Origin of the sequence: Brachyspira hyodysenteriae ATCC 27164 (assembly GCF_001676785.2) — a bacterium.
Taxonomy (GTDB): Bacteria; Spirochaetota; Brachyspiria; order Brachyspirales; family Brachyspiraceae; genus Brachyspira; species Brachyspira hyodysenteriae.
The window spans coordinates 2,827,137-2,848,679 of record NZ_CP015910.2; the positions used below are offsets into that span (position 1 = coordinate 2,827,137).

General features: G+C 25.8%; 16 protein-coding genes. 9 read left to right on the top strand and 7 right to left on the bottom strand.

Annotated elements, in window-relative coordinates; genetic code table 11:
- Positions 1–124: 124 nt before the first annotated feature.
- A complete protein-coding gene (locus tag BHYOB78_RS12345; RefSeq protein ID WP_012671115.1) occupies positions 125–1,303 on the top strand; it encodes a tetratricopeptide repeat protein in 1,179 nt (392 codons plus the stop codon).
- A 393-nt stretch (positions 1,304–1,696) separates the two neighbouring features.
- Here BHYOB78_RS12345 and BHYOB78_RS12350 read toward each other — a convergent pair whose 3' ends face one another.
- The 3 genes from BHYOB78_RS12350 to BHYOB78_RS12360 form a co-directional block, all read right to left on the bottom strand.
- Positions 1,697–2,203, bottom strand: coding sequence for an NUDIX hydrolase (locus BHYOB78_RS12350; RefSeq protein ID WP_028331366.1), 507 nt, complete (start codon positions 2,201–2,203; stop codon positions 1,697–1,699).
- 112 nt (positions 2,204–2,315) lie between these two features.
- Entirely contained in the window at positions 2,316–3,122 is an 807-nt protein-coding gene (locus BHYOB78_RS12355; protein WP_020064892.1) for a M55 family metallopeptidase, read from the bottom strand.
- 413 nt (positions 3,123–3,535) lie between these two features.
- A complete protein-coding gene (locus BHYOB78_RS12360; RefSeq protein WP_020064891.1) occupies positions 3,536–4,741 on the bottom strand; it encodes an MFS transporter in 1,206 nt (401 codons plus the stop codon).
- 328 nt (positions 4,742–5,069) lie between these two features.
- On the opposite strand from BHYOB78_RS12360, the gene BHYOB78_RS12365 reads away from it, so the two are divergent.
- Complete coding sequence (locus BHYOB78_RS12365) at positions 5,070–5,495, top strand: hypothetical protein (protein ID WP_012671119.1); 426 nt, start codon at positions 5,070–5,072, stop codon at positions 5,493–5,495.
- A gap of 87 nt (positions 5,496–5,582) precedes the next feature.
- Here BHYOB78_RS12365 and BHYOB78_RS12370 read toward each other — a convergent pair whose 3' ends face one another.
- Entirely contained in the window at positions 5,583–6,122 is a 540-nt protein-coding gene (locus BHYOB78_RS12370; protein WP_020064890.1) for a hypothetical protein, read from the bottom strand.
- Positions 6,123–6,277: 155 nt separating this feature from the next.
- On the opposite strand from BHYOB78_RS12370, the gene BHYOB78_RS12375 reads away from it, so the two are divergent.
- Both BHYOB78_RS12375 and creD read left to right on the top strand, forming a co-directional pair.
- Positions 6,278–7,264, top strand: a complete 987-nt coding sequence (locus BHYOB78_RS12375) for an aldo/keto reductase (RefSeq protein WP_020064889.1) — start codon at positions 6,278–6,280, stop codon at positions 7,262–7,264.
- Between the two features lie 606 nt (positions 7,265–7,870).
- Complete coding sequence (gene creD, locus BHYOB78_RS12380) at positions 7,871–9,250, top strand: cell envelope integrity protein CreD (protein WP_020064888.1); 1,380 nt, start codon at positions 7,871–7,873, stop codon at positions 9,248–9,250.
- Between the two features lie 446 nt (positions 9,251–9,696).
- Here the strand turns inward: creD and BHYOB78_RS12385 are convergent, their stop codons facing one another.
- Positions 9,697–10,629, bottom strand: coding sequence for a DUF7638 domain-containing protein (locus BHYOB78_RS12385; protein WP_020064887.1), 933 nt, complete (start codon positions 10,627–10,629; stop codon positions 9,697–9,699).
- 113 nt (positions 10,630–10,742) lie between these two features.
- Between BHYOB78_RS12385 and BHYOB78_RS12390 the strand changes: the two genes are divergently transcribed.
- Both BHYOB78_RS12390 and BHYOB78_RS12395 read left to right on the top strand, forming a co-directional pair.
- Positions 10,743–12,029: a malic enzyme-like NAD(P)-binding protein gene (locus BHYOB78_RS12390; protein WP_020064886.1), complete on the top strand. Its 1,287-nt coding sequence runs from the start codon at positions 10,743–10,745 to the stop codon at positions 12,027–12,029.
- Positions 12,030–12,717: 688 nt separating this feature from the next.
- Entirely contained in the window at positions 12,718–13,995 is a 1,278-nt protein-coding gene (locus BHYOB78_RS12395; RefSeq protein ID WP_020064885.1) for an MATE family efflux transporter, read from the top strand.
- Positions 13,996–14,202: 207 nt separating this feature from the next.
- Here the strand turns inward: BHYOB78_RS12395 and BHYOB78_RS12400 are convergent, their stop codons facing one another.
- Together BHYOB78_RS12400 and serS are read right to left on the bottom strand one after the other, a co-directional pair.
- The gene (locus tag BHYOB78_RS12400; protein ID WP_020064884.1) at positions 14,203–16,833 is read right to left on the bottom strand and encodes a DUF2971 domain-containing protein; all 2,631 of its coding nucleotides are present in this window, start codon (positions 16,831–16,833) and stop codon (positions 14,203–14,205) included.
- 403 nt (positions 16,834–17,236) lie between these two features.
- Positions 17,237–18,517, bottom strand: a complete 1,281-nt coding sequence (serS, locus tag BHYOB78_RS12405) for a serine--tRNA ligase (RefSeq protein ID WP_020064883.1) — start codon at positions 18,515–18,517, stop codon at positions 17,237–17,239.
- A gap of 498 nt (positions 18,518–19,015) precedes the next feature.
- Between serS and BHYOB78_RS12410 the strand changes: the two genes are divergently transcribed.
- From BHYOB78_RS12410 to BHYOB78_RS12420, 3 genes are all read left to right on the top strand, one after another.
- The gene (locus BHYOB78_RS12410) at positions 19,016–20,101 is read left to right on the top strand and encodes an NAD(P)-dependent alcohol dehydrogenase (protein WP_012671130.1); all 1,086 of its coding nucleotides are present in this window, start codon (positions 19,016–19,018) and stop codon (positions 20,099–20,101) included.
- Positions 20,102–20,245: 144 nt separating this feature from the next.
- Entirely contained in the window at positions 20,246–20,629 is a 384-nt protein-coding gene (locus tag BHYOB78_RS12415) for a hypothetical protein (RefSeq protein ID WP_012671131.1), read from the top strand.
- A gap of 32 nt (positions 20,630–20,661) precedes the next feature.
- Complete coding sequence (locus tag BHYOB78_RS12420) at positions 20,662–21,321, top strand: hypothetical protein (protein ID WP_028331365.1); 660 nt, start codon at positions 20,662–20,664, stop codon at positions 21,319–21,321.
- Positions 21,322–21,543: the final 222 nt, after the last annotated feature.

A 21,543-nucleotide genomic window follows, 5' to 3' on the forward strand; every position in this document is an offset into this window, starting at 1 on the left:
TCTAAAATAGTATATTTTATTTATGATATTCTTTCAAGTGGTATATATTTTGCTATATTTATAATTGAGTTTTTTCGATATTAATTATATCATAAAATAATAATATAATATAAGGTTTTAACTTATGGCTGAAAAAGATATTAAAAACTTTTTTAATAAAGCTTATGATGCTTTTAAAAGTAAAAATTATAAATTAGCAATAGAATATTTTTCTGAAGTTATAAAATTAGATTCAACTATTTACGAAGCATACTATAACAGAGCAAATGCAAAAGCAAATATAGATGATGAGGCTTCATATAAAAGTGCTGTAGAAGACTATACTTGGACTATAAAACTAAATGATCAATTTGCAGCAGCATATTATAACAGAGGAATTATAAATAGAAGTTTAGGAAATACTGAAGAAGCTTTAAAAGATTTTGATAAAACTATAGAGCTTAATTATAATCTTGAAGAAGTTTATTATGTTAGAGCGAATACAAAAGCAAGCTTAAAAGATTATAAAGGATCTATAGAAGATTATAATAAAGCTATTGAAGTTTATCCGCATTTCGCTGATGCCTACTATAATAGAGCATTATCTAAAAATGCATTAGGAGAATATAAAGAAGCTATAAAAGATTATGACAAAGCCATAGAATATAATTCTCATTTCATTGATGCATACAATAACAGAGGAAATGTCAAAGAAAAGCTCGGCAATTTTAATGAAGCTATAGATGATTATACAAATGCTATTCATATTAACCGAGAATTTGCAGACGGATATTTCAATAGAGCAAATGCTAAGTTTCATATAAAAGACTATAAAGGTGCTGTGGAAGATTTTGACGAATTAATAAAGATAAATCCAAAATATACAAAGGCATATTTAAATAGAGGAATAATTGCTATGACTATGGAAGCATATCAGGAGGCAATTAAAGATTTTGACAAAGTTATAGAATTAGAACCTAATCTTGCTGATGCTCATTATAATAAAGCGGTTGCTCTTAATCATTTGGGTATATACGATGAAGCTATACTTTATTATAACAAAGCCATAGAACTAAATCCTAATTATTCTGAAAGCTATTTCAACCGTGGAATATCCAAATCTAAAACTGCATATATGAAAAAAGATAAAATGAATGAAGATGAATATAAAAATATGATAAAAGAATCTGAAGATGATTTTGATAAAGCATATGATTTAGCTAATGAACATATAAAGAATATAATATCTGATGGGCTTAAAAAATTGGCTTTTCTTAATATGGAAGCTGCTGAAAATTTCTGCAAGAAGCATGACATAAAATAATTTTTTATATAATTGGCGGTAATCAGACAACAAATTTAAATAAATCTTGGGTGGGAAGCTGTAAATTCTAATTTAGCAACAATAAAAAATAATAGTATTAATTTCAGATTAAAGCTATAAATATAAAGGGTGGGCAAATGTAATTAGATTTTAAAACTTTAATTACATACCCCGCCCTTTATTCATTAATACCATAATTTGAAGTTTTCAATTTAGCTATTTTTTAAAGTATAATTATAAAATATAAAAACCCGCCCAAGCTTTATTTAAGTTTGAAAACCATTAAATGAATTTTATTTATCATTTAAATTAAAAGCCATTGTTGTAAATATTGAACTTACATATTTTGTATGGCTTTTAATAAAACTAAACTTATTATAAAAATTTCTTAATTTACTTATTATTTAACTTATCATAAATATCATAGAAATATCTTATAGAAGAAATTATCTCTCCGCTTTTACACATCTCTAAATATTTTTCTCTATTTACTATCATAGCATCACTAACTTCATTTTCCTGCAAAACTAAATCCTCAATATTTACATCTCTTCTAAACATATACGAATCTACTATTGTATTTGAAAAGTCTAATACAAAAGAAGTTAAAAATACTGCTTCATCTTTTTTAAATGATAATCCTATTTCTTCTTCAAGCTCTCTCAAAGCCCCGTCAATACTATCCTCTCCGGCTAATATAGAACCTTCTGTGCATTCCCACATATCAGGACATATTTTTTTGCTCTTATGTCTTTTTGTGATTATAACCTCATCATTACTATTAACTACCCAAGCATGTATAACTATATGATAATCATTTTTATTTAAAGGAATTCCTCTTTGATGAAATCTTCCTGTTTTATTTTTATTTATATCGTATATATCCCAAATCTCTGCCATAAACTTTACCCAAACTTTTTTTAAAATATTTAACAATAAAAAAGCCTCCTTAAAAGAATGCTGCTTTTTAAGGAGGCTTTCATAAGTTATCGGATTCCTATATTATATTATTTTATAATATAAATTTCAAGGCTCTTAGTATTTCATAATAGTCATTATTTTCAAAAATTACCGTAGTATCATTAATTTTTTTAGCTCCAGGATAGAATGACACTTTATGAGCGTATCCATGTTCCCTATAACAAATCTCTAATTTAAAATGATTAGGAAGTTTTAATAACTTACCTTTAAAATCTTGACTCAATGCCTCTTTAGTTTTTTCTTTAATCATTTTAACCATCAAATTAGGTGAATAATTGATAGTAGAATAACCTATACCCTCTTTAACAGGAAGAGTTACTAAATTAGGGTGATTAGGCTGCATATTTTGTGCTACTTCGCATAATCCTTTATCTCCTGATAAAAATACTGTAGGTACTTTTCTATAAGCTGCCGCATAACTAAAAAACATAAATTCGCTTGCTAATACTTCATTAAGCTTCACATAAACATTTCTAGTATTCATAGTATGCGAAAGCGGATTATTTCCAATAGAAGCTGCATTATGATATCCAATAAACATTATAGCATCAAAGCTCTCATCAATACCTTCTATCATAGAATAAGGATCTCCGCTCCATCTTCTATGTATTTTCACGCATTCAGGCAAAGCAGTTTGAGATATATTCATAGCAGAGTCATGGGCATCTTTTACAAATATTTCTTTTGCTCCAGCATCAATAGCTCCCTCGCATGCCGCTTTAACTTCTTTAGTCATTTGAAGTGCATGATCTTTATAAGTTAAACTTCCTGCATCTGTATCAGGCCATTGTGTAGTTGTGGTAATTCCTTCAATATCCGCACTAATAAAAACTTTCATGATAATTCCTCTAATATTTAAAAATTATTTTAATGATTAAAAACTATATTATATTTTTGATTTAATTCAATATGTTTTTTATTGTTTTATACTACAAAATACAACTATATAAGGTTTAATTTTTATAAACTAATTATATTTTTTATTTTCATAAACTTTTTTTGGGCTTCGCCAAAGTTGCAAAAAAAACAAATTATTAAATTGCATATAATTGATGTAAAATATTTTCATTATAGTATTCGGATACGATTCTAGAAATTCTTCGTTTTTAATAAAAGTAATATGATAATTATAAAAGTTTAATTTATATTTAATACAATATTTGAAAACTGTTTTACTAACTTGATGATAATGAGCTTTTTAAGATTAACATTAAGCCATATAAACATAAAAATCGATAATACTTAAATATATTAAAGAGTTTTATCAATATATTTACTGTCTATATCATCTATCATCTTGTTAAATTTTTCTTTAAGCAAAGCTCTTCTTTTCTTCTGCCACATAATGTATATAGCTATAATGTAGCATATTAAAGATACTGTCATCATAAATAAAAATCCCACAAAATACGAGAAATTAGAAGCTAAATAACCCACTACAAAAGGTATGAATAAAGCTGCAACACCTGTCAAAGCCTCATTAACAGCAACATTTCTAGGAGCATTATCCTGATCCGCCAAAGCATAATAAAGCCCAAAGAAATAACCGAAACCGCTTACAAAACCTAAAAACATAAATGCTACTAAAAATAACCAGAAATTTCTAGTGAATGTTATTAATAGCAAAGCAGCCGGAGTAAGAATCCCTACTATAGTAAATACTCTCTTTTTCTCCAAAAATCTTAAACAAAAAGCAGATGATAAAGAACCTACTGCCATAAAAGCCGATAAACTTCCTACTAATAATGAAGAATCTGCCTCAGAAAAACCAATTACCTTTATTCCATAATCAAGAAACATGAATCTTAAAGTATGTAAAACCATAGCACCTACAAATATTACAAGCCAGCCTATATGTACTTTATATCTAGGAGCTCTCATAAAAGGCATATTCCAATTTCTTTTTTTGTTGTTAGCCTTAAATCTTAAATGCCTTGAAAGATAAAATAGTATAAACATTATCACGCTTACTACTATAACAAAGTAAAAACCCAATTTATAATCAAACTTATATATCATACCTGTAATAGTAGGACCTAAGGCAAAACCCAAAGACCAAGAAAATATAAATAAAGCCCCGCTTAATGTAACAGGCAAATCTTTTGATACCACATCTAATGATGACTGAAAGCATACAAAAAATATAGTAGCACTGCATCCATATAAAAATGAATAAAATAAAGACATTTCAGGAGGAAGAAATATTAAGCATGCTGCTGCAATAATAAGCTGAAGTACTGCTTCAACATATATTAAATTTGTATAATATTTCTTTTGTATTTTAATGCGTGAGAAAGTACCCGCTGTTAGCATCATTCCCATACCATAAGAAACACCAATCAATGATACAAAAAAAGGAGTAGCCCCTGATATAGAAGCATTTATAACTAAAACCGTGCTGAATATGCTTGAACATAAATAAAGCAAAAACGGCATAGAATACACCAATATAGTCATTATTATTTATTCCTAACAATATATTATTTCAATGATGAAATATTATATACATTATTTATAAAAAATGTATATCATTTTACGATTTTTTTATTTTTTTACTTAATTATTTTAACAATCACTAATTAAAACTTTTATATTATATCATTATTGCCAAGTATCATTATAAGAAATCAATAATATTTTTGTCAATAATAAAAAATAAAATTACATAATATATTGATTTATATTCATTAATTTTATAAAATAAACTCTATTATTAAAATTTGATAATTCAATAAATAAAATGATTTGACCGATAATAAATGAAATTAATTGTTAGGTTTTTGATATGTATAAAATTTATTATGCATCAGTAATAATAATACTATTCATTATATCATGTAATGACAAAAAATTAGAAAGCAAACAGTACAGACTCAATATAGCAGAAACAAATGAAGTAATAAATATAAAAAGCAGAAATTTTGACGGTATCAGCCTAATTAAAAACAGTTCATTTACGGCATACCCTAATATAACAATAAATGAGCTTTTATCACCTTTCAGTTCTGTAGAATGGCAGGATTTTATATCTGAAGATGATTATAACCGTTATATAGATATAGTAGCAAGATATGACACTAATGAATATATAATACAGTTTCAAGTAACAGATCAGTACAGATGGGAATTATATGCATTTGAAATCAATAAAACTCCATACACTATCGATATAGTAGCAAATGAGTTATATAAATTGTATACAAATAAATAGAAATATTTTTTCTCATAAAAAAATAAAAAGCTGATTTTTTAGTCAGCTTTTTATTTTATTGATAACAATTCATTTATAGATAATATATTAATTAAATGCTAAAGATATGCTTCCTCTTTTTATATCTATAGGACCTGCTATATTTCTAGATAATTTTATTTGAATAGATAAACTTCTATCCAAATCATTTCCTGTAGTCCAATCATTTTTCTGAGGCTCGAATATTCCTACGATAGTTCCTGTTCCTGTTCTTTTACCCAAGAATACTTTTACATCATAATATGTAACAACTATACCTCTTGTACCATTAATAGTTTCTTCTGTAACTTTTAAAGGTGCTACTAAAGATGATTTTTTTATATCAGCTTCTGTCATATTCTCAACATCTTTTCCGCCTATTACATAATAAGTTTTATCATTTATTTCCACAGCTTGAATTTCTTTATCTGCTCCATAAACTGTAACTTTCATTTTTGGTGTATCTTCTCTAGTTATAGTTTCTTCTTTTTTATCTTCATTAGATGAATTATCATTTTTTACAATTGTATCATTATTTTTAGGCTGCATAGTTTCACATCCAGCAAGCACACTCATCAAACCCACAACAATAAAAAGTTTCTTAAACATGATGCCTCCGCAAGTATTTTATTTAAATTAATACTGTTAAAACTATCGGAAACTATTTTGGTAATATTAAATACTTTTTTACATTTTATACTTGAATAAAATTATAATAAATCTATACTTAATTAATATACACTATTTTACAAAGGATAATAAAAATGCAAGCTGCTGATAATAGATATGATAATATTATATACAATAGATGCGGTAAAAGCGGATTAAAACTTCCTATCGTTTCTTTAGGACTTTGGCATAATTTCGGTGAAAACTGCGATTATAATAATATGAAAGATATGGTAAAAACTGCTTTTGATAACGGCATTACTCATTTTGATTTAGCTAATAATTACGGACCTCCTTACGGATCTGCTGAAATTAGCATGGGTAAAATATTAAATGACGGACTTAATAAATACAGAGATGAACTCATAATAAGCACTAAAGCAGGTTATGATATGTGGGAAGGTCCTTATGGAAATTGGGGAAGTAAGAAATATTTAATAGCTAGTATAAATCAAAGCTTGAAAAGATTAAATCTTGAATATGTTGATATATTCTATCATCATAGAATGGATCCTGAAACTCCGCTTGAAGAAACTATGGAAGCATTAACTAGAATAGTTAAAAGCGGTAAAGCTTTATATATAGGACTTTCAAATTATGATGGTGCTGCAATGGAAAAGGCTTCTAAATTACTTTATATGGCAAATGTACCATTTATAATCAATCAAAACAGATATTCAATATTCGATAGAACTATAGAAAATAATGGATTAAAATTAAAGGCAAAAAAATTAGGAAAAGGAATCATAGCATATAGTCCATTGGCTCAAGGTTTATTAACAGATAAATATTTAAATGGTATCCCAAGTGACAGCAGAATAGCAGCTGACGGAAGATATTTGAAACATGATGCTATAACTAGAAAAAGATTATACAAAATCGAACAGCTCAATAATTTAGCAAAGGAAAGAGGGGAAAGTTTAGCACAAATGGCTTTGAGATGGGTGTTAAAAGATGAAGAAATTACAAGTGTATTAATAGGTGCTTCAAAGCCAAGCCAAATAATAGAAAATCTAAAAATCATAAATAAAATGCCTATTACTGATGATGAATTAAGAAAAATTGATGATTTTAGCTTATGAAATAAGATTATATAATTCATAGTAAATAGATTTTTATATTATTAAAAAATTAACTTTATATGCATGTATATGTGTCAAATTTAAATAAAACTTGGGTGGGAGCTAAAAACTCTAATTTAATCATAAAGAAATAAAAAATTAAAATTTCAAAATAAATAAAGAACTTAGAGGGTGGGAAGTGTAATTAAATTGAAAAACTTTAATTACATTATCCCGCCCTTTATATTTTCTGCTTCAATCTGTAATCATAAGTTTTTTATATTAATAATTTAAATTAGAAATTAAGGCCCCCGCCCAAGCGTTATTTATATTTTAAAAATTTATTAACGCACGGTTAGCTAAATTACAATATAGTAAAAACTTGAATTGAAAATAAACTTATATTTTTAACTTTGTTCTGCGTGCGTTAATAAAATAAAACATATAAAAAATCATCGACTATGTGTAATTAGCATATTGTTATAATAAAAAATAATATTTAAACTATTATACCATTTATATTACAAATCATACTATACAATCATTTTTTATTATTACTATTTTTTATTACCTATTTATGGTATTATGGTTTTTTATACAAAATAAAATTTTTATGGGGTAAATATAATGATAAAAAATTTTAATGAGATAACAAAAACTTTAGGTTTTAAAATACTTATAATAGTGATACTAGGGCTTTTGCTTTTGATACCAATGTCTTTTATAAATAGTGTTGTAAGAGATAGAATCAGTTATCAAAGAGAGGCAGTATCTTCTATAATTGAGCCTGTTGGAAGCAGTGCAAATATACAAGGTATAGTTGTTGCCATACCATATTTAACAAGGGTTATTGATAGTGAAACTAAAGAGATAAGCTATATAAGAAAATATATTTTTTATATGCCTAATGAATATAATATTACAGGAGATGTTGAAGTTTCAAGTTTAAGCAGAGGAATATTTAAAGCTCCTATTTTCAATTCTAAATTAAATATTACAGGAAGATTCGATAAATATAATGCTGAAATATATAATTTAGATGAGAATAATGATACTATACTTTATGATGAAGTTATGATTATATTAGGAATAGGAAATAAAAAAAATCTTATGAAGCTTCCTAGTATATTAGTTAATGGAAATGAAGAGCTTAAATATTATGAGAAAAATATTAGTATAGCTTTGAATATGTTTAATAATAAATTCCTATACACTATTTCAAGAGACAGAATATTAAATGGTTTTGATTTTAATATTACAATGGACATTCAAGGAGGAAACTCTCTTATAATAACTCCATTAGCTTCTGAAAACACTTTTAAAATATCTTCAAAATGGAAAGATCCTAGTTTTACAGGCGGATTCTTGCCTACAAAGAGAGAAGTTAATAATGACGGATTCAATGCAGAGTGGAATATAGCTAGTTTTAATACAGCATTTACTAAATATTGGACTAGCGATGAAAATGCCAATAGAGCAGATAATATTGATGATACTCAATACTTTACTGCAGATCAGAATTTTAATAGATCATCAAACAATGTTTTAATATCTTTTTTACTTCTCAATGATAATTATCAGAAAACATCAAGAAGTGTGAAGTATGCAATATTATTTATATTCATTCCGTTTTTTGTATTATTTTTATGCGAGGTACTTTCAAAGAAGCGTATACACCCTGTTCAATATATATTAATAGGTATAGCCAATGCAATATTCTACCTACTACTTTTAGCAATATCTGAACACATAAACTTCAATATTAGTTATTTTATAAGTGCATTGATGGTGACTGCTTTAACTTCAATATATATAGGATACATTATAAAATCTCCGAAGTACACTATTTCAATGGCTATTGTAGAGGCTTTGATATACATATTCTTATTTGGAATACTTCAGCTTACTGATTATGCATTGCTTATGGGAACTTTAGGGCTATTCGCTGTTATTGCTCTTGCTATGTACTTCACTCGTAATGTGGATTGGTATGGTGAGAATAACTAAAATAATTTACCGCACGGTGAGTTGGCTTCAAATTTAATGAAAATTTAAATTATAATTTTTGCTAATATTTAAGTTTAGTTTACCGTGCGTTAATATATGCTATAAATTTAAATATCCGCTTGGGTGGGTATTAATAAATTCTAATTTGACAGCAAGAAAATAAAAATTTATATAACAAATTAATATTTTAAATATAGAGGGTGGGCTTTGTAATTAAATTTTAAAACTTAAATTACATACCCCGCCCTTTATTCTTCATTACTATAATCTGCAATTTTTAATTTATTTATATTTAAAGCCAATTCAGAAATAAAAGCACCCGCCCAAGTTTTTTTAAATTTAAAAATTTAATTAACGCATGTATTATATAATGTTGTATTTTTATGATAAGTATAATTTTAATTTTTATTATATTTTTTGTTTTTCTCAGCATGCGATAATAAAAATCATACTTCTCTTTTTATATTAGGTGTGTAAATTATTCTCATGAAATCAGAGTCTTTATTGTCCATATCTCCCAAAAACATTCTTTCATGTTCAGGTACTTTTTCATAAGCCTCTTTTAATAATTCTCGGTTATAATCTGAAGGATATATAAGATAATTATGATAGCATTGTATAGCATAATCAGAAGCAGTTTCTTTTCCAGAAATCTCATTTATATTTTCTTCTATCTCTTTTAATTTTTCTTTTTTATTTGTATACTTTACAGATGCTTTTAATTTAAGCTTGGCAAGATTTTCTATTATAATAGTATCATCTTCTTTGGGATATAAAAGAAGTTCATTTTTATTAAACATCTTTTTTATATCATCAAAATTATATATATTATCATCATTATATATTGATATTGTTTCATCCTCATAAATTATATAGCAAGTTAAAAATATTTCTTTGCTAGATGAATAATTAGGAGATTTTCTAAATATAAAATAACTTTTTCCATCAGCCAAATCATATCCAAATTGAGCTTTCATTTTAAAATTTATAGGATTAGCCATAAATGACACTTTTAATTTTTCACATTTTTCTATTTCTCTTTGAGCAGTTTTATAAATATTTTGCATTTCAGGATTCATTTCTTTTAATATGCTTTTAATGTATTCATAATAATCATCTTTATGAAACCACTCTGATTCTAAAATTTCAAAATCACCTATACCATTAATATCTAATTTTTCATTATCTTCTATAAATGATACAACCCATTTTCTTTCTAACTCTTTTTCAAATTGATAAATATCAAATTTAAACCAAGCACTTACTATACCGTCCTCATAAATTGCTAAATTTGAAAGAAAGTAATTACCATTTTTTATAATACCGAAAAAACTTCTTCCCTCTATCTTTTCATTTCTATATACATTATTTTTATTCATAAAACTATTTCCTTATAATTATTTATATACCTAAATAAAAAAATTGACAAAATTATATTGTTTATATAATATTATTATAACTTTTTATATAAAAAATATCTAAGGAAATATTTATGTCAGATGAATTAAAAACAAAAGCATTGGAATATCATTCTAAAGGCAAAGCTGGAAAAATAGAAGTTATAGCTACCAAACCTTGTAAAACTGCTGATGATTTATCTTTAGCATATACTCCAGGAGTTGCAAAACCTGTACTTGAAATAGCTGAAAATCCTAATGAAGCATACAAATACACTTCAAAAGGAAATTTAGTAGCTGTTATTTCAAATGGAACTGCGATACTTGGTTTAGGAGATAGAGGCGCTTTAGCTTCAAAACCTGTTATGGAAGGAAAGGGAATATTATTTAAACGTTTCGCTGATATTGATGTATTTGATATAGAAATAAATGAAAAAGATCCTGATAAAATTATAGATATAGTACATGCATTAGAGCCTACTTTCGGAGGAATCAACTTAGAAGATATAAAAGCTCCTGAATGTTTTAAAATAGAAAAAACTTTAATAGAAAAATGTAATATACCTGTTTTTCATGACGATCAGCATGGTACAGCTATAATATGTTCTGCTGCTTTAATTAATGCTTTAGAGATTGCAAATATAGATAGAAAAAATGCTAAGATAGTATTTAATGGAGCCGGTTCTGCTGGTATTTCATGTGCTAAAATGTTTGTAGCATTAGGAGTACCTAGAGAGAATATTATCATGTGCGACAGTAAAGGGGTTATCACTAAAGAAAGAATAGAATCCGTTACTGAAGAGAAAAGAGAGTTTGCTACTGATTTAAAAGTAAAAAATTTGGAAGAAGCTATGAAAGGAGCTAATGTATTTGCTGGGCTTTCTGTTGCCGACTGCGTTACTGAAGATATGGTAAAATCTATGGCCAAAAATCCTATAATATTTGCTATGGCCAACCCTAACCCTGAAATACAATACGAAAAGGCTATAGCTATAAGAGATGATTTAATCATGGCTACAGGAAGAAGCGATTATCCTAATCAAATTAATAATGTATTAGGATTCCCTTTTATATTCAGAGGTGCTTTAGATGTGAAGGCAAAAGCTATATCAGAAAAAATGAAAATGGCTGCTTCATTAGCATTGGCTGCTCTTGCTAAAGAAAAAGTTCCTGAAGAAGTTTTCAAAGCCTATGGAAATAAGACTTTTGAGTTTGGTAAAAATTATATAGTACCTAAACCTTTTGACCCTAGAGTTATTGAATGGGTATCTCCTGCCGTTGCTAAGGCTGCTTGTGATGAAGGACTTGCAAAAGAACCTATTACTGATTTTGAAAAATACAAATCTTCACTAAAAGAAAGAATGAAAAAATATTGGGAATAATTTTTTAATAATAAAATTTATTTGGGCTTTACTTTTATTTAATAAAGGTAGAGCCTTTTTTATGACGCACGGTAAGAAAACTAATATTTAAAGTATAAATCTTTTTATTAATTCAGCCATATTTTTAATAAATCAAAATCGTGCGTTAAATAAATTTTAAATTTAAATACAACTTGGGCGGGTGCTTTAATTTCTAATTCAAGCTATAAAATAAACAAAGTTACTATTTTTGATAAAAGTATATAATCTAAAGGGTGGGATATGTAATTTAAGTTAAAAATTTAATTACACTTGCCCGCCCTTTAAACTTTTTAATCCTATCTGTAATTTTTGTACTATATTTATTTTTAACATTAAACTGTTATTATAAAACCCACCCTAGATTTATTTAAATTTACTGTTTACTCAACGCACGAATAGAAAAATTTATAATATAGTGTAATTATGAATTATTACTAAAATAATTTATAAATTTTACTTAACGTGCGTTAAATCTAATAATAATATTATTGACATTAAATAAAAATGAAATAATATCTAAATATGAAACTTGTTATTGAATAAAGCTCCGGTAATATTTTTATTTATTGTTTGGGGCATACTAAAAAATATTAAGCTATAGTTCTTTATAGATTTTCAATTCGTTTAGTATGCATTATGTTTTTAATGTAAATTCAAGGAAAGTTTCATGTATTTAATAAAATTTTCATTTATACTATTTGTTTCAAATATACTTCAATATTTATATAGTATTATAGATATAATATTTATTTCGCATATAGTTGGAGATTATGGAGTTGTAGCATTAGGAAATAGTGCTTCACTTATGTTTATTATAACTTCTGTATCATTGGGATTGTCAATAGGAGGCTCTATTATAATTTCTAAATATAAAGGAGCTAATGATACTATAAAATATCATCAAAGTATTTCAACTCTATTATTTTTATCAGCCTTATTTTCTATCATAATATCAGTATTAGGTATAATATTTTCAAAACATATATTAATATTTATGAATGTACCTAAAGAGTCTTTTAATTATGCTTATGACTATATTAGAATAATTTTTTCTGGTGTGTTTTTTATTTTCTTATATGGTTCTATATCATCAATAATAAAATCAAGCGGAAAAGAGAAAGTATCATTATACTTTATAATTGTCGCTTCTATAACTAATATACTATTAGACTTTTTATTTGTATATGTTTTAAAATTATCAGTAAAAGGTGCTGCCCTTGCTACTGTAATATCACAGGCTTTAAGTTTTTTATTATCATTATATTTTATAAGAAAGGATATAATTTTTAATATAGATATAAAAATAATAAAAGAATTGATATATGTATCTTTTCCCTGCATATTTCAAATGCTCATTATAAATATTTCTTTTTTTATTATAAATATAATGATGAATAAATATGATGTAATAACAGGTTTTACTATAGGACTTAAGATTAATACTTTTATTGGTATGATATCATGGTCTATAGGAGAGGCTTTAAGTATATTGGTTTCAAAAAGCATGGGAAAAAGAGATTATATTAAAATAAAAAATACTGTTATATTTGCCGTATTTTTTAATATTGCTGTTACTATGACGGCTGTTTTATTTATACATATATTTGCTAAAAACATTATAGCTATATTTTATAATGGAGATGACAAAACGATAAATGATATTATATTTTATTTGAGAGTTTGTGCTTCATTTAATGGTATGACATATGCTCTTATGTATATACTTGACAGCTTTTTAATAGGAATTCAAAAATCATATTTAGCTTTTATTAACTCTTTTATAGATTCAATTATTTTTAAAGTGATATTATCTATGATATTAGAAATTAGTATTGGTTTTATAGGGATATATATTTCTATAGCTGTATCAAGTGTTGCACCATCTTTTATAGGTATAATTTACTTTTTAATGTTTATCAATAAATATAAATTAAATAAATATTAAAGATACAGAGTTCAATAAAAAAGCGTATATTTTTATACAAATATACGCTTGTATTTATATTTTTATATATGTGGCTTTGCCCCCGCGAAGCGTACCCGTAGGGTAACCACACTTCTTTTGGTGACCCATACGAAGTACGCCTATGGAAAGAAGCAAAAGGACTGAATTTATATAGTTATTCTATAAAATAAAAATTATTACATTACTTTATTTTTTATGTTCATAAGGCTTAATATTAATCTTAAAAAGCTCATTATCATCTAGTTCCGCATAGTATAATTTAATTCTTTTATATTTTTTACCGTTTTTATTTCTGTTCTTTTCATTTATAGACTTTACTAAATTGTATATAAGTTCTTTATCTTCTTTTGATGTCTGTACTCCGAAACAAATACTTTTTATCGGTAAATTTATAAGTGTTCCATTGGGATTTTTATTTTCTTCATCATAAAAAAGTATTCTGTATTCATCTTCATATTCCCATTCTTTTGATTTTACCATAAATAATTCTGTAATATGATCCAATGGCTTATTATCTATTAAAGCATTACTAATGAAATTAGGGCTAATTAAAAAATTATCTATATTTTTTGTGTTAGATAACATTATTGTATTTTGTGTATTTTTTATAAGATCAAATCTTATTGCTTTTTTATTATAACTAATTTTTTTTAAAATTATATTATTTTTATCAAAAATATTATTAATATCATATTCAATACATATACCTTGATGTTTATCAGCATAATGACTCCATATCAAAGTATTATCATTATGTGTTGTTAAACAAGCTACTTTTATTCTTTCAAGTAAATAATCATAAGATTTATCATAGCTATTTTTTTTGATAAAAGGATCAACAGGGTCATTAAAATTTTTCGTATTACTACACCATAAAGTATTATTTAGTACGCTTCTTAAAGTATCTTTATTAACTTTAGTATAATTATATAAACTATCATTTTTTATCTCATAATAAAATTGTTGATTATAAAAATCATCTTGAATTGCTTTATTTATAATTTGTTTATTATTGTTTATAATATCATTTTCATCAATATCTATTTTATTTTTTATATATAATAAATTTCTTGTTATAGATGATAATATATTAAATAAATCATAAGTATAAAAAATTGAATCATTAGATATTTGTTTATATAATTCTAATATTACATTTTTATATAAATTATATATCTCATTTTCTCTATTTTCTAATTTTAATAAAATTTCTATTTTTCTATCATATATACTTAATTTATTTTGATAAGATTTACAATATTTTTCTGATATATCATAATTTTTAACAGCTTCATTATAATTTTTTAAATAAAAATAACATAAACCTCTATAATAATAGGCAAAATCATTCTCCTTATTTATTTCAATTACTTTATTAAACTGATTCAAACATTTATCATAATCTCCTAAAATATAATAAAATCCTCCCATTTTTGAAATCATAAATTCATCATTCTGTTTTAATTCTATAGCTTTATTAAAATCATTTTCAAACATTTCATAATATTTATTATAATTTTCATCTTTTTTCAAAGCTAGATTTACATAGCATAAACCTCTATTATAATAGCCAACTTCTGAATCTAAATTTGATTCTATAAAATTATTTATATTTTCTATTGCAATTTGATAATTTTGTAAACTAAAATTTGATGAAAATATATAATAATATAAAAATGAATCGACAATATTAAGAGAAATTGCTTTATCAAAATTTTCTAAAGATTCTTCATATTTTTCTAATTGATTAAGAGATATACCTATCCTATAGTAAATATCAGGATTCTCTTTATCAAATTTTAGATATTCATTAAAATTTATTAGTGCCGATTCAAAATACGAATTATTATTCTCTAATAAACCTAACGAAATATATGCTAATCCACTGCTATAATATATTTCAAAATTACTAAAGCCTAATTCTATAGCTTTACTATAATCATTAATAGCTAGTTGAAAATTATCAGCATTTATATTTTCTTCTATCAATGCTAAATTATAATAACAACCAGCCCTATTATAATAATATTCTCCATTTGTTGAATTATACCCTATTGCAATATTAAAATTTTCTAAAGACTTTTCAAAATATTCTATATTATTATTTGAGTATAAAGCCAAATACATATAGGCTAATCCTTTTCTATAATATGCATCTTTTTTATTATCATTGTCTAACTTAATTGAAAAGTCAAAATTATTTATAGCATTATTTAAATATTCTGTAAAATTATCAGTTTTGACTGAACCTAAATTTAAATAAGAAGAACCTTTTAAGAAATAAATATTACTATCATTAAATCCTAATTGTTCTGCTTTATCTAAATCTTCTATTGCTGATTGAAAATTATTTATATCATTATTGTTTTTGACTGCTATATGATAATAACATCCCCCTCTATTATAATAAACTCCTCCATTAATAAAGCCATATTCTATAGATTTATTAAAATATTCAAGAGCTTTATTATAATCAATTAAATACATATAAGATGAGCCTATATTATTATATATTTGTGCATATAAACTATATAACTCTAATTTTTTTGAATTATCTTTAACGTCTTTTTCTATTTCTGATAATATTTTTATTACATCATTAAAATATTTTATTGCTTTATTATGATAATCTGAATTATCGTTATATTCTCCTAAATTATGTAATGCTTCAGCTTTATGTAAATATAATCTAATATTTTTTCTATCAATATTTAAACCTTCATCGCATAACTTTATTATTTTATTATCATGTTTTCCATCATTATATTTCTCTATTTCTTTGAAAATTTTTTTTAATTTATTTTCTTTATCATTCATAATTATTTCCTAAACACTAATGAATACATTTTATATCATATAAATAAAAATTAAACCTTTTATAGTTGCTATATTATTATTATTAAAATGCACTTTCGCGTAGCGTATCCGAGCCTGTCGAGGATATAATGTTCTTTGACGAAGTCGCGGGAAAAAACAATAAAAAATAATTATTTATATAATAATTCAATAATTTGCTTTTTTGCAACTTTTTTAGCAAAAAAAGTTGATAAAAATAAAAAACTATCATTAGCTTACAAATATCTTATTATATAAAAATAAAAATGAAACCTTTTATAGTTAGTATATTGTTTTTATAATAAAACAAAAAATAAGGGACTAATAAATATTTATTAGTCCCCATATCATCAATATTATATCAAAAACTATTTATAAAATGATATTAATTAGCTTTCTCTATCTTATCAAATCCTGTAAATGGTCTTAAAGCATCTGGAATTATTACGCTTCCATCTGCCTGCTGATAATTTTCAAGTATAGCAATCCAAGTTCTTCCAACAGCAATACCTGAACCGTTTAATGTATGTACTAATTCTGTTTTGCCGTTTCTTCTAGTTCTCATCTGCATTCTTCTTGCCTGATAATCCCAACAGTTACTTACACTTGAAATCTCTCTGTACATGTTTTGTGAAGGAAGCCAAACTTCTATATCAAAAGTTTTATAAGCGGCATTTCCTATATCTCCTGAAGAAAGAACTACTACTCTGTATGGAAGTTCTAATGCCTGTAAAATACTTTCTGCATCTTTAAGCATTTTTTCATGCTCTTCTTTAGATTTGTCAGCAGCACATATTTTTACTAGCTCAACTTTATCGAATTGATGCTGTCTTATTAATCCTCTCATATCACGTCCGTAAGAACCAGCTTCAGAACGGAAACAAGGTGTATAAGCAGTACAATATAAAGGAAGCATGTTTTCAGGTATGATTTCTTCTCTATATATATTTGTAAGAGGAACTTCTGCAGTAGGTATAAGATATAAAGCAGGATCATCTGTAGTTTTAAATAAATCCTCTTCAAATTTTGGAAGCTGACCTGTACCTGTCATAGTTCTGCCATTAACAAGTATAGGAGGTACATATTCTGTATAACCATGTTCGCTTGTATGTTTTTTAAGCATAAAGTTAATTAAAGCTCTTTCTAATGCTGCACCTTTTCCTTTCATAAGTGAAAAACGAGTTCTTGACATTCTAACAGCTCTTTCTATATCAAGAATATCTAAACCCATAGCTATATCAACATGGTCTTTTACTTCAAAATCAAATTTACGAGGCTCTCCCCATCTGATTATTTCTTTATTTGCTTTTTCATCATCTCCGTCTGGTACATCTTCAGAAAGCATATTAGGCAAATAAAGTATTTCATTATTAACAGCCTCTTCCAACTGCGACAACTTCTCTTCTTTTTTATTTAAGGATTCTGTGAAGTTTTTCATTTCTTCTTTTATTTTTTCTGCCTCTTCTTTATTGCCGGCTTTCATATATTCGCCGATTTTTTTTGAAGATTCATTTTTTTTAGCTCTGTCCTGCTCTACTTCTTTTAATAAATCTAGTCTTTCATGTTCTAATGCTTTTAACTTGTCTAAAGATACTTTGCTTCTTCTCTTTCTCAAGTTTTCTTCTACTAATTCAATATTTTCTCTTATTAATTTTACATCTATCATAATAAAAATCCTTAAATAAAAATTTGTATTAAATTATACAGCTTTTTTAAAAATAGTAAATTGTATTTTATTAAATTTTATTCTCACTCCCCACCCTCTAGGCTTGATAATTTTTATTAGAATATTTTGTTTTTAGTATATTTGTTAATCTCATTAGAATTTTCAGCACCCGCCCAAGTTTTTTTTTAAAATTTGCAGCTTATACACCCGCACGCAGAGTAAAACTATTAATATAAATAAGTTATTAATCAAAATCAAATTATATATAAAAATTCACTTACCGTGCGGTTAATAGACTTTAAATCTAATAAACGCTTGGGTGGGTATGCTTTTTCTGAATTGGATTTAAATATGAATAAAGCTCTTAATTGTAAATAAAGTTAAGAAAAATAAGGGGCGGGATTTGTAATAAAAATTCAAAAATATGTATATTTCCTATTGACATTGGAGTACACTTCAATGTTATAATAATGCCATATTTATAAAAAGGAGTTATTTATGTTACTTGATAAAAACTTAGAAGAAGCTAATTCAGGACAGAGAATAAATGCTAAAGGTTATGCTGTACATAGCAAAACAGATACTTTTAAACCATTTGAATTTTCAAGACATTCTATGGGCGATAATGATATATTAATAGAAATAATGTATGCCGGAATATGCCATAGTGATATACACTCAGCAAGAAGCGAATGGCATGAAGGAATATACCCTATGGTTCCGGGACATGAAATTGCAGGAAAGGTTGTAGCAGTAGGAAAAAATGTTACTAAGTTTAAAGTAGGAGACTATGCAGGCGTAGGCTGTATGGTAAACTCATGCGGAGAATGTGAAGCATGCAAAAGAAGCCATGAACAATTCTGCGAAAGAGGTCAAACTGTATTAACCTATGACTGTAAAGACCATTTCCATAATGATGAACCTACTTACGGAGGATACTCAAATAATATAGTAGTAAGCGAGAAATTTGCTATTACTGTACCAAAAGATGCACCAATGGAAAAAGTAGCCCCATTACTATGTGCAGGAATCACAACTTATTCTCCTTTAAAATTCTCAGGAGTAAAAGAAGGAGATGTAGTAGGTGTTGCAGGTTTCGGAGGACTTGGCTCTATGGCTGTAAAATATGCTGTTAATATGGGTGCTCAAGTTTATGTATTTGCTAGAAATGATAAGAAAAAAAAAGAAGCTTTGGAAATGGGAGCTAAAGATTTATTTACTTCTACAAAAGATGTTCCTGTACGTTTCGATTTAATCATATCTACAATTCCTACTGGTTATGATGTTAACAATTATGTTGATCTATTGAAATACGGCGGAGAAATGGCTATAGTAGGACTTCCTCCTGCAGAATTGAAACAAAGCATAGATTTGGCAAGATTAATATTCTCAGGCGGAAAAAAAGTTTATGGTTCTATGATAGGCGGTATTAAAGAAACTCAAGAGATGTTAGACTTCTCATTAAAGCATAAAATTTATCCTGAAACAGAAATTATTGCTGCAAATCAAATTGATGAAGCATATCAAAAACTTACAACAGGTCAGGCAAAATTCAGATATGTAATAGATATGAAAACTCTTTGATCAAAATAAAATATTCTAAATTATTTTGTCATAAAATATTGAGAGGTAACAGCATTATATATGCTTTTACCTCTTTTTATAATTATTTGAATATTGACATGCAAAAAATATCGGTTATAATAAAATCAGGTTTATGGAGGTTGTATGATATTAGACGAAGTAAAAAAATATTTTAATTTGGTTGAATATTCTGAATTAAGAGCCCTTTATGAAGATGATTTTCAATTTGAAGTTTTAAAAAATGAAGACGAATTGGAAAATCATATATATGATTTAGACGATGATGAAAAAGAAAGAATCAGAAATGCTGTATCAAATGAATTAAAAAATAACAATGAAATAGTATTTTATACATCTGAAAGTGCCGGAGAAGTATATTCAAGTGTTGAAGACTTTTTGGTTTATCTTCTTAATGAAATTTTATATCAGAAATTATTAATAAAAAGCGAAAGAAAAACATTATCCAATAACTTTATGGAATTAGAAATAAGTATAAAAAAATTGCTTATACTAATTTGGACTAGATAAAAAATATATAAGTAATTATGAGGTTTATGATTATGAAGAAAGTTTATATTTTATTATTTTTAAATTTTATTTTTATTTCTTGTTTTGCACCTGCAAAATCATATTTTAATGTAGTATCAGCAAATAAAGAAAATGATAGTATAAAAGTAATAGTAGAAGCTAAAAAGTCAGGCAGACAATCAGAAAATATATTTTTAGTTTCTCAATTTTTAAATGATGATGATGTAATAGTTAATACTTCTATGTCGCAAATAGGTCCTATGATGTTTGATAAAGGAAAATATGAATTTAATGTTCCTCTTCCTACAAATAGTTTCACTAAATACACAAATTTCATTGATGAAATTGAGCCTGAAACAGCCCAAAGAACGGTAAATAACAGAGGTTATGGAAGCAGTTTCTTTACATATATGATGCTTATGAATATGATGGACGATAGAAGACCAAGATATTATGATGATTATGGTAAAAGAAGAACTATTAATAGAGATTATTATGATGACAAATATAATAATAGAACTTCAACAAGAAGAAGCATATTCAATAATTCAAGATCTACAACTAAAAGAACAACAGTAAATAATAATAATAGTTCTACTACTAAAAGAAGAACATTATTCAAACCTAGTTCAGGAAGCTCTACAAGAAAACAATCTACTTTCAGAAGATCTTCTACTAGGAGAAGAAGATAATATCAGTAATTTATGTTTTATACTATAAAATATTAAATTTTTATAAATAATACATTTTTGATATTGACTTTATTTTTTAAGAATATAAGATTACTAATTAGTTTTTAATAGAAAACATATATTCCGTTTTTATAACTTATAATCATATAGGAAATTGTATGAAATTACCGCGATTTGATTCATATTATCAAATATCTGTATTTGATATTATTGCAGTAAAGC